General features: G+C 48.1%; 14 protein-coding genes. All 14 read left to right on the top strand.

What is annotated here, in order from left to right; all coding sequences use genetic code 11:
• Window positions 1–87 precede the first annotated feature (87 nt).
• The 14 genes from VJ374_RS05315 (at window position 88) to VJ374_RS05380 (ending at window position 13845) form a co-directional block, all read left to right on the top strand.
• Window positions 88–843, top strand: coding sequence for a segregation/condensation protein A (locus VJ374_RS05315; RefSeq protein ID WP_035408886.1), 756 nt, complete (start codon window positions 88–90; stop codon window positions 841–843).
• Window positions 833–1405: an SMC-Scp complex subunit ScpB gene (gene scpB / locus VJ374_RS05320; RefSeq protein WP_023467687.1), complete on the top strand. Its 573-nt coding sequence runs from the start codon at window positions 833–835 to the stop codon at window positions 1403–1405. Before VJ374_RS05315 ends, scpB begins: the two co-directional genes overlap by 11 nt.
• A complete protein-coding gene (locus VJ374_RS05325) occupies window positions 1405–2166 on the top strand; it encodes a pseudouridine synthase (protein ID WP_056060423.1) in 762 nt (253 codons plus the stop codon). The genes scpB and VJ374_RS05325 overlap by 1 nt, the downstream gene beginning before the upstream one ends.
• Window positions 2167–2292: 126 nt before the next feature.
• Complete coding sequence (locus tag VJ374_RS05330; RefSeq protein WP_035408882.1) at window positions 2293–2883, top strand: redoxin domain-containing protein; 591 nt, start codon at window positions 2293–2295, stop codon at window positions 2881–2883.
• A 22-nt stretch (window positions 2884–2905) separates the two neighbouring features.
• Entirely contained in the window at window positions 2906–4453 is a 1548-nt protein-coding gene (resB, locus tag VJ374_RS05335) for a cytochrome c biogenesis protein ResB (protein ID WP_329470430.1), read from the top strand.
• Window positions 4450–5616 carry a c-type cytochrome biogenesis protein CcsB gene (gene ccsB, locus VJ374_RS05340; protein WP_035408879.1) on the top strand — a complete coding sequence of 389 codons (1167 nt, stop codon included), beginning with the start codon at window positions 4450–4452 and terminating at the stop codon, window positions 5614–5616. Before resB ends, ccsB begins: the two co-directional genes overlap by 4 nt.
• A gap of 171 nt (window positions 5617–5787) precedes the next feature.
• On the top strand, window positions 5788–6504 hold the full coding sequence (locus VJ374_RS05345) for a response regulator transcription factor (protein ID WP_035408876.1): 717 nt from the start codon (window positions 5788–5790) through the stop codon (window positions 6502–6504).
• Between the two features lie 2 nt (window positions 6505–6506).
• Window positions 6507–8234 (top strand): ATP-binding protein, encoded by a 1728-nt coding sequence (locus tag VJ374_RS05350; protein WP_290755436.1) that lies wholly within the window; start codon window positions 6507–6509, stop codon window positions 8232–8234.
• 33 nt (window positions 8235–8267) lie between these two features.
• Complete coding sequence (locus VJ374_RS05355) at window positions 8268–8816, top strand: cob(I)yrinic acid a,c-diamide adenosyltransferase (RefSeq protein ID WP_035408870.1); 549 nt, start codon at window positions 8268–8270, stop codon at window positions 8814–8816.
• Entirely contained in the window at window positions 8816–10069 is a 1254-nt protein-coding gene (gene yfmF, locus VJ374_RS05360; protein WP_035408867.1) for an EF-P 5-aminopentanol modification-associated protein YfmF, read from the top strand. Before VJ374_RS05355 ends, yfmF begins: the two co-directional genes overlap by 1 nt.
• Complete coding sequence (yfmH, locus tag VJ374_RS05365; protein ID WP_231496875.1) at window positions 10066–11337, top strand: EF-P 5-aminopentanol modification-associated protein YfmH; 1272 nt, start codon at window positions 10066–10068, stop codon at window positions 11335–11337. Before yfmF ends, yfmH begins: the two co-directional genes overlap by 4 nt.
• Complete coding sequence (gene ymfI / locus VJ374_RS05370; protein WP_056060433.1) at window positions 11337–12041, top strand: elongation factor P 5-aminopentanone reductase; 705 nt, start codon at window positions 11337–11339, stop codon at window positions 12039–12041. The genes yfmH and ymfI overlap by 1 nt, the downstream gene beginning before the upstream one ends.
• 94 nt (window positions 12042–12135) lie before the next feature.
• Window positions 12136–12918 (top strand): DUF3388 domain-containing protein, encoded by a 783-nt coding sequence (locus VJ374_RS05375; protein WP_023467698.1) that lies wholly within the window; start codon window positions 12136–12138, stop codon window positions 12916–12918.
• 9 nt (window positions 12919–12927) lie between these two features.
• The gene (locus VJ374_RS05380; RefSeq protein WP_308101230.1) at window positions 12928–13845 is read left to right on the top strand and encodes a helix-turn-helix domain-containing protein; all 918 of its coding nucleotides are present in this window, start codon (window positions 12928–12930) and stop codon (window positions 13843–13845) included.
• The last annotated feature ends 13 nt before the right edge of the window (window positions 13846–13858 follow it).

A 13858-nucleotide genomic window follows, 5' to 3' on the forward strand; every position in this document is an offset into this window, starting at 1 on the left:
CACCTCTTCCTTGGAATATAACATAGTCGAACCCACCAGTTGTATGGTATACTAAGGCGCAAAAAACGTTGATGGGCAGGGAGAATCATGGAATCATACAGTGTAAAGATGGATGCGTTTGAAGGCCCGCTGGACTTGCTGTTACACTTGGTTGGTAAATTAGAAATCGATATTTATGATATATCCGTTTCCATGGTGACGGATCAATATGTGTCCTATATCCGTGCGATGCAGCATCTTGAACTAGATGTTGCTAGTGAATATCTTGTCATGGCAGCGACGCTGTTGCAACTGAAAAGCAAACAACTCTTGCCGATCGAACAGACGGAATACGATGAGATTCCTGATTTCGAGGAAGAACCGACACGAGAAGGTCTGATTCAACAGTTGATCGAGTATAAGGCATATAAGGAAGCAGCACTCGTCCTGAAAGAAAAGGAAGAGGCACGTCTTGAGCTATTTTCGAAACAACCAGAGGATTTGATGCGTTATCTCGACACGGACGCACAAGAGTATAATGGTACGTTATCACTGAGTGATTTATTACGTGCCTATGAAAAAATGCGCCAACGGGAAGCTTGGAAGGTACGTCGTTCGAAGACGGTCAAACGGGAAGAACGGTCGCTTGAGCAACAGATGGAGTCTGTCGCCCGTTACGTCGCGACGCGTGAGCGTACGACATTCTTTGGCTTTTTTGTGGAGCAGCCGACGGTCGAAGAACTGGTCGTCAGTTTCCTCGCCGTCCTAGAACTCGTGAAGCAACGCGTCATTGATTGTGAACAAATGACCGATGACATTTTGTTGCGTAGCATGGTGAAGGAGGAGAGTCAGATTGGCGTATGAACAAATCATTGAAAGCTTGTTATTCGTCGTCGGCGATGACGGCATCGACCCACGTGGTCTCAGTCAAGCACTAGAGATCAGTGAAGCGGCGGCGCGTGAACAGTTACTGGCTCTTCAGACGACGTTTGAAGCGGAGCAACGGGTGTTGCAAATCGTAGAGTCGGGTGGCGTCTTTAAGATGGTGACACGAAAAGAGATGTCGCCGTATATTCAGGCGTATGCGGGTTCACTTGCAGAAGACTCCTTGTCTCGAGCAGCGATGGAGACACTCGTCATCATCGCGTACAAACAACCCGTCACGCGTGCTGATATCGAAGTCGTCCGTGGCGTCAAGACGGAACGCGTCATCCATACGTTAAGTGCAAAAGGTTTGATTGAAGAAGCGGGACGCGCCAAAGGCGTTGGTCGCGCGAAATTGTATAAGACGACGGATCATTTCCTGGACCACTTTGGTCTGAATAGTATTGAGGAGTTACCACCACTCGAGTTCGAAGAAACGTTCGAATCAGATGGAGATCTCTTCTTCCGGAATGATCCTTCATTAGAGGAGAGAGTGAATTAATGGAACGGTTACAAAAAATCATCGCACAAGCAGGTGTCGCTTCACGGCGTAAATCAGAAGAATTGATCACAGCAGGTCGCGTTAAGGTCAACGGGAAAGTCATCACGGAGCTCGGAACGAAAGTTGGAGCGCGTGCTGAAGTCGAAGTCGATGGCGTCAAGCTCGAGCGGGAAGAACACGTTTATTACATGCTGTATAAACCAACAGGTGTCGTCTCGACGGTTGAAGACGATAAGGGGCGTAAGACGGTCGTTGATCTCGTACCACCGGGACACCGTGTCTTCCCAGTCGGTCGTCTCGACTACAATACGAGCGGTCTTCTGTTGATGACGAATGACGGTGAATTCTCAAACCTTCTGCTTCACCCGAAGTATAAGGTACCGAAGCGTTACATCGTCAAAATCAAAGGCGTACCGGAATATTTCCACGTCAAAGGTCTTGAAAAAGGCGTCGTCTTGCCGGACGGCTTTAAGACAGGGAAAGCACGCGTCGAGATGCGTGACATCGATAAGAAGAAAAACACGGCTATCCTCGAAATGGTCATCTACGAGGGACATAACCGCCAAGTCCGTCAAATGGTCGAGACACTCGGTTCAGAAGTCTTGAAGTTGAAACGTGAACAGTTTGGTTTCTTGACACTGGCAGGTCTTACTTCTGGCGAGTGGCGTGAACTTTCAAAAAAAGAAGTCAATCAATTGCGTGAGCTAGCGGATCCAGCCGCTCCACCTACGAAAAGACGTAAGAACACAAAAAAACGTTAATTTGTAAAGCGAGAAGCTCATCCTCCGGGTTGAGTTTTCTTTTTTTGTGACAAAACGATTAACGAATTTCACATTTTATCAACGTTTAAGCGATTTCAAGTACAATATGGGTGGAGGCGGTAAAATATGAAAAAAACAAAACAAAATCCGGAAGAACGCTTAGCAGCGGCCCAGCAAAAAAAGAAGAAACGCTCCTTCTGGCGTCTGATGATCATGACGATGGTCTTGTTTGCAGGCGCAGTTGTCATCATGCAATTCGTCGATCAGGCGACACGCGATAAAAACGGACGTGTCATGGCAGGCGATGATGCTCCTGGTTTCGCGCTCGTCGATCTATACGGTGAGAAACAGCACTCAATGGATGAATACAAAGGAAAAGGACTTTTACTCAATTTCTGGGGTACATTCTGCGAACCATGTAAGAAAGAGATGCCTTTGATCAATGACAACTATCAGATGATGCAGGATCAAGGTGTCAATTTCGTAGCGGTCAATGTCGGAGAAACACCGGTTCGAGTCTCAAGCTTCATCAAAGATATCGGCGGAACGGATTATCCGATCCTCATGGATACGAATAGTTCGGTCGAGAAGGCTTACGGGATCTACAACTTACCTGTGACGTTCATCATCAACAAAAAAGGTGAGGTCGTCGAGAAATACGAAGGTGAGATTGATCAAGCGAAGCTGGAAGAGATGGTGAAGAAAGCGAACCAGTAACGCATCGAAGGGGGATTTAAGGATGCAGGAGCAAGAAGATTTTAAACAACTGGACATGCGTTACGAGGAAGCAGAACTTCGTTCGAAACGTAAAAATCCATCTTGGATCGACCGGGCATGGACGTTCTTCTCGTCCGTCAAGGTCGGGTTATGGCTGATCGGTCTGATCATCATCGCGAGTGGGGTCGGGACGATCTTCCCGCAAGAGATGTATATTCCGCAGGCAACACCACCGGAAGAATTTTATCAAAAAGAATACGGTACGGCAGGGGACATCTACTATACGTTAGGATTCCACAACCTGTTTGAATCATGGTGGTACATCGGATTAATCACACTGTTACTCTTATCGATCATCATCGTGTCGATTGACCGCTTCTTCCCGCTCTACCGAGCATTGAAGAAACAACCGGTCATCCAGTCGGACCGTTTCATGAATGGTCAGCGATTTGGCGCTGAAGCGACTGGAGACGTCAAAAAAATCGATGCGATCGCACCGTTACTTGAGAAAAAGGGCTATAAAGTTCGTCGGCAAGACGGGGCGCTCTTAGCGGAAAAGCAACGTTTTGGACGATGGGGTCCTTACATCAACCATATCGGTCTTGTACTATTCTTCGGAGGGGCGATGCTTCGGGTCGTACCGGGCATGCATGAAGATGAACTGCTTTGGCTACGTGAAGGAGAGACATTACCGATCGAGGCGACAGACAACAAGTATTACTTGAAGAATGAGGCGTTCAATATCGAGTTTTATGATCCTGAGAAGGTGGACGCGAAATTCAAGAAATCACTTGAAGCAGCGGGCGGAAATGTACCGAAAAACTACGACACGAAGATGACGCTCTATAAAAGAGTCGGAGAGACAAGTGATTTCAAACCGAAACTCGAAGAAGTCAAATCAGGTGAGACGGCAGTCAACCGTCCATTCGAATTCGATGATTTCCAAGTCTTCCAAGAACAATACGCGGCAGATCCAGAATTTAAGACGATGTCGTTTAGCATCGTCAACCAAAAGACAGGTAAAGTCGTGGATACGATCAAGGTCGATTTACGTGAACCAAAAGAGACATACAAGTTGAAAAACGGCTATGATGTCGAATTGAAGGATTTCTTGCCTGATTTCGTCGTCAAGGATGGACAGCCGACGACCAATTCTGGACGTCCTGTCAATCCGGCGTTCGTCTTTAATATCAAATCACCGGAGCACCCAAAAGGGGAGCGTAGTTTGATTGGTATCAAGCTGAATGTCGGTGGGGATGAGAACCAGTACAAGATGGCGTTTGCCGGTACGGAGCTCTCAAACATCTCAGGTGTCCGAATCAAGAAAGACTTGACGCTCCCATTCCTCTTTGCGGGTGGCATCATCTTCATGGCAGGTCTATTGATCGGGATGTACTGGCCGCACCGTCGTCTCTGGTTACGTGAGAAGAACGGTCGCATTCAGATTGCTGGATTTACGAATAAAAACGCAATAGGGCTTCAAAAAGAAGCCAATCTCGCGTTGACGGAAGTTGGTCTACCAGAACTTGAGGACCGACAAAAGTTGCGGGAAGAGGGGGAAGCTAAATGAACATGCTTCAGTTGAGCAGTAATCTGCTCCTAACGTCATTCATTGTCTACCTCGTCAGTACAGGTTTTTTCGCTGTTGCGACGAGTGGTAAAAAAGGTCCGACACGTTCTGGTAAGATCGCCTATACGCTCGCGATCATCGGTTTTCTTGCTCAGTTAGGGTATTTCTTTACGCGCTGGGCGGGTGCTGGACACGTTCCGGTCTCGAACTTATACGAATACACGACATTCTTTGGTATGATGATGGTCCTTGGATTCTTAATCGTCTATGCCATCTATAAAAACAATGTCCTTGGCTTGATTGCAATGCCGGTTGCCTTGCTCGTCATCGCTTATGCGTCGATGTTCCCGGATGAGGTCCAACCCTTGATTCCGGCACTTCAAAGTGTCTGGCTCAAAATCCACGTTACGACGGCAGCGCTCGGTGAGGGGATTCTCGCTGTCAGTTTTGCGACCGGATTGCTCTATCTGGTCCACGCGACGGATTTCAATAAAGAATCGAAAACACGGACATGGCTTGAGATCGTCATGTTCTCACTCGTTTGTGTCGTTGGTTACATCCTCGTCGGCCTCTTGTTCAAAGCAACAGGTTCTGCATCAACGATCGAATACGTCGCGAAGAATGGTGCGAAGATGACACATGAATACACGATGCCGGTTCTGACAGGTCCTGAGAACGGAAAAGTCTTATCTGGTTCAGGTGCCGTCATTGAATTGCCGAACTTCTTGAATGCGAATAAGGTCAATACGGTCTTATGGTCAGTCATTGGTGGGGTCGTCTTATATGTGTTGCTACGTTTCGTAGTTCTCCGTAAGCGTGTCGCAGAGAGTCTGAAACCAATCGCGCGGAAGATTGATTTAGAAACAGCTGATGAGATTAGTTACCGTGCGATCGCGATCGGTCTTCCGATCTTTATCCTTGGCGGATTAATCTTCGCAATGATTTGGGCGCAAATGGCATGGAGCCGCTATTGGGGCTGGGACCCGAAAGAGGTTTGGGCACTGATCACGATGCTCTTCTACGTGTTCTATCTCCACATGCGCATCCAGCGTGGGTGGATCGGTAAAAAATCAGCATGGTTATGTGTTGGTGGTTTTGCTGTCATCATGTTCAACCTTGTCTTCGTCAACCTTGTCGTAGCGGGATTACACTCGTACGCATAAGGAAAAGAAAAGCAGCGGATCCGGAAACGGTCCGCTGCTTTTTCATGTTTCTCTGACAAAAGAGTATCGTTTAGGGGAAATCAGCCAGTGCAAGCCATTCTTTTCGTTTCATAGTATACTAAAAGAGTAGTAGGATAGAGGAGTAGAGTTTAGTTTATAGGAGGAGACAGCATGTCAGAAGAAGCACGTATTTTAGTCGTCGACGATGAGGAACGAATTCGTCGCCTGTTGAAGATGTATCTGGAGCGGGAAAATTTCACGATCGAGGAAGCAGACAATGGAGAGACGGCGCTTGAAATGGCGCTTGAGACAGAATACGATGTCATTCTCCTCGACTTGATGATGCCGAAGATGGACGGGATGCAAGTTTGTGAAGAACTACGGAAAACGAAAGCGACGCCGGTCGTCATGCTGACGGCAAAAGGTGAAGAAACGAATCGCGTCCATGGGTTTGAAATGGGGGCAGATGATTATATCGTCAAACCATTCAGTCCACGCGAAGTCGTTTTGCGTGTCAAAGCAATCCTTCGCCGAGCGAGTGCAACGAAATTCCTCCATACGGATGCGAAAACAAAAGATGTCATCGTCTTCCCACATTTGACGATTGATAATGACGCACACCGCGTGACGGTTGAATCACAAGAAGTCAATTTAACACCAAAAGAATATGAACTCCTGTATTTCTTGGCAAAACAAACGGACAAAGTATTCTCACGGGAACAACTACTCAAGGAAGTCTGGAACTATGAATTTTTTGGGGATCTTCGGACGGTCGATACACACGTCAAACGTCTGCGTGAAAAGCTGAATCGTTTGTCTCCGAACGCTGCTCAAATGATCACGACGGTCTGGGGTGTCGGATACAAGTTCGAGAATAGTCCGACCTGACGATGAAATGGTTGCAAAGTGTAGTCATCAAACTATGGGGCACGATCCTATTGCTTGTCTCGGTCGTCTTGATCGCCTTGACGATCTTGTTACTTGAATTTTTCAACTCTTTTCATATCGAACAGGAGCGGGGGCACCTTGCAAAGCTCGGTCAACAAGTCGAGACCGTCTTTCAGGCGCACTCCGGTATCGAGGAAGGATCGAGTACTGCTGTCGAAATCACGGATATATATGGCGCGACATTAATTGCGAAGACCCAGGACGATTCTGTCGAAGCGAACATTTCACAAGCGAAAGCGAACCGGATTATCAAGGAGCTCGAACGTCAGAACTGGAAAGCGATCGATGGTGAAGAAGGTGAAACGGCAATCGGTAATTACGAGACCTTCGATGGAAAGGCGGCACTCGCGTATCGAGCACCGCTCATTACGGATAGCGGCAACGGAACGATCTACTTGATCGAACAATTGACGAATATCGAGCAAGCGAATGAAGGCGCACGTCAAATCATTCAGCTCTGTGTCTTGTTAGCGATCATCGGGACGACCGTCTTTGCTTTCTTCCTATCGACACGGATCACCGCACCACTACGGACGATTCGTCAAGCCGTCGTTGAGGCCGGTGAAGGGAAATTCGATCAAAGCCTGACGCAACGTTCACGTGATGAGATTGGTGACTTAGCGCTTGCCTTTAACGAGATGAGTAGCCAACTCAATCAATACGTCACGGATCTTGATAAGGAGCGGCATTTGCTCTCCTCGATTCTGCGCTGTATGGCAGACGGCGTGTTGACGTTTTCAAAATCAGGTGAGCTACTCGCGACGAATCCACCAGCTGAAGCATTTCTTGCAGGTTCTCCCGTACCGGATGAACTGATCGAGCTGTTCCAGACAGTCATGAAGGAAGAGACGGAGATGACGGTTTCGTTTGAACGGGAAGGACGCTTTTACATCATCATCGTCAGTCCGTTACTCGAACAAGAAGAGCAGATCGGAGCGGTCGCTGTCCTGCGCGACATGACGGAAGCACAACAACTGGAGAAGATGCGGGCCGACTTCGTCGCGAATGTCAGCCATGAACTGCGGACGCCACTCGTCATGTTGCAAGGGTATTCGGAAGCGATCGTCGACGGGATGACGGAAAGTGACGAGGCGACGAAAGAATTTGCATCAATCATCTATGATGAATCGCAACGCTTGTCCCGTCTCGTCAATGATCTACTCGATCTCGCGCGGATGGAAGCCGGTTATCAGGAGTTACGGATTGAAGCCATCGAAACGGTCTCGTTTGCACAGCGAGTCATCAAGAAATTCAAACAAATGGGACGCGATAAGCAGGTCACTTTCTCGGTTTCCGGTCCGAACATCACATTTGACGCCGATCCGGATCAGATGGAACAAGTCTTAACGAATCTTCTTGGAAACGCCCTTCGTTATACGGAGAACGGAGAAATCAAGATTAAGATTGACGAAGATAGGGAAAACATTACATTATCCGTCATCGATTCAGGTGACGGGATTCCGGAAGAAGATCTACCTTTCGTCTTTGATCGTTTCTATAAGGCGGACAAGGCACGAACGCGCGGTAAGACCGGTACAGGAATTGGTCTTGCGATCGTCGCGAACGTCGTCCGTGCTCATGGTGGAGAGGTCGAAGTCGACAGCCGCTTAGGAGAAGGAGCGACTTTCCGAATCCGATTACCAAAAAAACAAAGGAAGCGAACATTATGAGTCGCTTCCTTTCGCTATAGGAGTGAATAAAACATGAAAATTTATACGAAATCAGGCGATGAAGGAGAAACATCCCTTGTCGGTGGGAGAGTCAAAAAAAATGATCGATTGATCAGCTTGATGGGAGAACTCGATGAATTGAATAGCTTCGTCGGACTTGCTCGGACCAAAGCATCATCGATCGAAGTACGAGAACAATTGACGGTCATCCAGCATGCGTTGTTCGACTGTGGCAGTGACTTGATGTATGTCGAACCTCGTCCATCACGGTTAAGTCAGGAAGCAACAGTTGATTTAGAAAGTTGGATTGATAGTTTAACGGAATTATCGCCACCACTCGACAAGTTCATCTTACCAGGCGGAACGGAAGCGGCCGCGACATTGCATGTGGCACGGACGGTCTGCCGTCGCGTCGAACGTTCGATGATCGATGTTCCCCAAGCGGCTCATTTGTTACCGTTCATCAATCGGCTCAGTGATTTCTTTTTTACAGCAGCCCGTTATGAGAATGCCGTTAACCAAAAAGCAGATATTGAATACGTTCGCAGTGCGCATGTGTTCAAACGAAAGGATGGAGAGTAATGAGTCAGTCATTTAGCACATGGAAAAAGGAAGGAACGAGCTTCCACCTCGTTCCGACCGATAAATTCAAGACGACGACGATCCTCGTCACGTTTTCAGCACCGCTAGAGGCGAAAACACTGACTAGCCGCGCGATTTTACCATACATCATGGAAAAATCGACAGCTGCTTATCCGTCGATGAAAGCATTACGTGAGCCACTTGAGACATTATATGATGCGGGGCTTTATGCGGACGCGTCGAAGTTCGGAGAAGAGCACGTCATCTCGTTCCAACTTGATGTCGTCCGTGGAGAACTCGTCCATCACCCGTCGTTATTAAAAGAAGCACTTGAATTGCTAGAGCAAATGGTGCTGTATCCAGACTTGACGGAAAGTGGTTTCCGCGAACAGTTCGTCAAACAAGAAAAGCGACTGCATGCCTTACGAATCAGCTCGCTGTACGACGATAAGATGCGCTACGCACAGCAGCGTCTCCTTGAATTGATGGCACCAGGTGAAGCCGTCTCGTTACCATCGCTTGGGACAATCGAAGAACTCGAACGGATCACTCCATCGTCCTTGCGTGATACATACCGTTCGATGATCGAAGACGATCGAATCGATGTCTTCGTCGTCGGACAGGTGACGAAGGAGGAAATGGAAGATGCGTTGTCCTTCTTGCCATCGCACTCAGAAAAAGTCAGCCATTACATCCCTGAACAAAAACCGGTCAACGGTGTGAAACGGTCGAGCGAAACGCAACCGATCAAACAAGGGAAGCTGCACCTTGGTTACCGGGTAGCGGTCGATCCGACGTCTGCCGATTCAATCCGGATGCAAATCGTCAACGGTCTGTTCGGTGGATTCCCACATTCGAAACTGTTCATGAATGTCCGTGAAAAAGAGAGTCTCGCGTATTATGCGGCTTCACGATATGCGGCATTAAACAGTGCACTCTACGTCTATGCAGGGGTTGACACAAAAGAAGCGGAACGTGCCGAGAAAATCATCCTAGAGCAACTCGTTGATTTGAAGGCGGGACAGTTCACGGATGAAGAATTGACACAGACGAAGGCGATGTTGATCAATGCGCGCCGTCAAATTCTTGATCAGCCGGGGCAATTGATTGGTTGGTTGAATGGTTCGAAGATGCGTGGACTGACACTTGAAGATGAGATCCACATCATCGAGACGGCGACACGTGAAGACGTCGTTCGATTAGCAACGGCAATCGATCTAGATGCCGTATATCTATTGCGAGGTGAAGCATGATGGAACAACTGACTTATCACGATACAGACGAAACGGTATACCACGAGCAGCTCGATAACGGCTTATCCGTCTATCTGTTGCAAAAAAAAGGATACGAAAAGACGTATGCGACGTTTACGACACGTTATGGTTCGATTGATCAACGATTTAAAAAAGGAGAGGAATGGATCACGGTACCGGACGGCATCGCCCACTTCCTCGAGCATAAGATGTTTGAATCCGAAAAAGGTGACGTCTTCCAAGAGTTCGGTCGTCTCGGTGCCTCAGCGAACGCCTTTACCTCGTTTTCACGGACAGCGTACTTGTTCTCAGCAACGTCATTGATCGAACAAAACCTCGAGACATTGATCGATTTCGTACAAGATCCCTACTTCACGCCGGAAAGCGTTGAAAAAGAGAAGGGGATCATCACGCAGGAAATCCAGATGTATCAAGATAATCCAGGGTGGCGTCTGTTCTTCGGTCTAATCGAATCGATGTATGCGACGCATCCGGTCCGAATCGATATCGCAGGAACACCGGAATCGATCAATCAAATCACAGCCGATGATCTATACACGTGCTATCGTACGTTCTATCATCCATCGAACATGGTATTGTTCGTTGTCGGAAACATCGACCCGGAAGAGACGCTGGCATTGATCAAGGCGAATCAGGCGAAGAAGGATTATACGGATCGCCCGGCGATCGAGCGGGATTATGGTCAAGAACCGCACGGCGTGCATCGTCCACGTCTCGAACTCGAGCTCGACGTCAAGACACCGAAGGTATTAATCGGTTACAAGGACGAATCTGTCCGCGGCGAAGCACAAGTCCGTCGTGAGTTGACGAGTGAATTATTATTGCACCTCTTATTCGATCAAACATCATCGACGTATTTGGAATTGTATGAAGACGGTCTGATCGACGATACGTTCAGCTTTGATTACTCGAGTGAGGAAGAGTTCGCCTTCGCGACGTTCGGCATGGAGACAGAGGATCCAGACAAGTTTATCCAAGCATATGAGACACTTCTGCAAACGCGTCCTGACTTCACGGAAGATGAAGTCACGCGCAAGCGGAACATGATGCAAGGGAAATTCCTCCGTGCCTTGAATTCACCGGAATTCATTGCGAATCAGTTCTCGCGTCACGCACTTGCCGGTACGAATCTGTTCACGCTTCCGACATTGATTGCTTCGATTACGAAAGAAGAGATCGAAGCCCGTTTCGACGAGTTGTTCGCCATTGAAAACCGGGCGATCTCAATCGTCAAACCGTACGCGTGATGCGAATCCTCATCACCGGTGCGAGTGGCGCCATTGGTCTTGCGGCAGCAAAACAACTTGCTGCCGCCGGACATGAATTGGTGCTTCAGACGTATCGACAGCAAGCGGTTTTGGAACGGATGATAGAGGAGTGGCAAGGAGAGCACCACATCCTGACGGCGAATTTAGCGGATGATGAGGACTTGCAGGCATTTTGTACGGCGTTACCTGTCGTCGATGCCTTCGTCCATTGTGCCGGAACGAGTTATAGCGGTCTGTTGCTCGATCAATCGGCAACATCAATGAGTGAACTTTGGAGAATACATGTCGATGCGTTGATGCGCATCAGTCAAACCGTGACGCGGACGAAACCGTTTACGTCGCAGCTGGCGATCGTCGTCATCAGTAGTGTATTAGGGGAACAAGGTGTCGCGGGTGAAGTTGCCTATTCGACGTGCAAGGCAGCACAGCTGGGCTTCGTCAAAGCATACAGTAAAGAACTTGGACCAATGCATGGACGCATCAATGCGATTACGCCAGGATGGATTGATACGCCGATGAACGCGATTTTTTCTGAGGATGAAAAGGCAGAAGCGATTGCTGAAATCCCTGCCGGACGATTCGGAAAAGCAGAGGAAGTAGCTTCCGCGATCCGTTACTTGGTGCAACCAGAATCGAGTTATGTGTCGGGAGCCATCCTTAAAATAGATGGTGCGTGGATGTAAGCATTGGAATTTCAGTTCAGGAATGCTTTTCATTTTTCAAAAAATCATTTAACATGAGGAATGGATAATCGTATCAATAGAGGAGGATGGGCGCGTGAGTGAGTTCGAGCAATGGTATCTCGAATATGAATTAAAGGTCAACCGTCCCGGTATACTCGGGGACATTGCTTCGTTGATGGGAATGTTACATATTTCGATCGTGACGATCAATGGTGTCGATCATCAACGACGCGGTATGTTGCTCCAAACGAAACAACCGGATCAAATTCCACGACTCGCTGCTATTCTCAAGACGATGTCAACCATAGAGGTCATCAAACTACGAAAACCAAAACTGCGTGATCGGATCGCGATTCGTCACGGTCGTTATATCGATCAAAGCAGTGATGAACGAAAGACGTTCCGCTTCGTTCGGGAAGACTTAGGGATTCTCGTCGATTTCATGGCAGAACTATGCAAACAGGATGGGCACTTGTTGATTGGTGTCCGCGGTATGCCACGAGTCGGGAAGACGGAATCGATCGTCGCTGCAAGCGTCAGTGCGAACAAGAAATGGTTGTTCCTTTCTTCGACGCTGATCAAACAGACGGTACGAACGTCGTTATTCGATGACGAACGGACTGGGGATTACGTCTACATCATCGATGCATTGGTGTCGCAACGGAATTTCGATGAACGGCACTGGCAGATTTTACGCGAAGTCATGCGACTACCGGCGACGAAAATCGTCGAACATCCGGATGCATTCGTCAAATCAAGTGAATATACGTGGGATGATTTTGATTACATCATTGAATTACGCAACACGACAGAAGAAATCATTGTGACTGAACTGCCTCGTTCCCATGGGGGAAATGATTGGTTCAACTTTGAATAAGTATGAAAAATGGAAGGTGTGTTACCGATGACCGAGCTCGGAACCTACTTAAAGGAACAACGAGAGGCGCTAGGCGTCTCTCTCGAACAAATTCAAACGACGACGAAGATTCAAAAGCGTTACATCGTCGCGATTGAAGAAGGCAACTATGATCAATTACCAGGTGCTTTTTACGCCCGGGCCTTCATCAAGACATATGCGGAAGCACTCGGTCTTGACGTCGACGAAGTCTTCACGACCTATAAGCGTGATCTTCCGGAACCGGAGGCACAACCGGTCGTCGAATTATCACGACGCGCGACGTATTCGAAATCAAGTGCACCGAAGAAAAGCGTTGCAAAGCGCTGGATTCCGAACATCATCATCATCGTGCTGATTTTTGCGATTGGTGCTGCTTTGTATTATGGACTTCAGATGTTCCTCGACGGTAACGAAGAGGCAAAAACGTCTGCACCGAAGCAAAACGATGTCACGATCGACCAAGGAGACGCACCGAGTAAAGAAACGGATGCGCCTGCGAAGACAGAAGAAAAGCCGAAGGAAGAACCGGCGAAACAAGAAGAAACAAAAGAAAAACCTAAAAAAGAAGCGCTTGCTGCGAAGTCGACATCTGGTCAAGATGTCACCTATGAAGTCGCAACGAAAGATACGATGAGTGTCTCGATTCAAATCAAGAAAGATGCCTCTCCATCACCATTCGTTGGTGTGCGTGATACATCCCTTGAAGGAGAAGCACTCGCGCCAGATCACATCAACGCGTCGGATCCGAATCCGATCGTCGTGAAGGACGCGAAGACGGACTTGATCCGGATCCGGATTGGTTCGATTAAAGGGATTGATAAAATCGTCGTCAATGACCAAGAACTGAAACTGAACCGTTCGCTTCTCGTCCAAAACATCTATCTGAAGAAAGTAGCCACGCCGTAAACCGGCGTGCCTT

The sequence above is a fragment of the Exiguobacterium sp. 9-2 genome, from assembly GCF_036287235.1.
Taxonomy (GTDB): Bacteria; Bacillota; Bacilli; order Exiguobacteriales; family Exiguobacteriaceae; genus Exiguobacterium_A.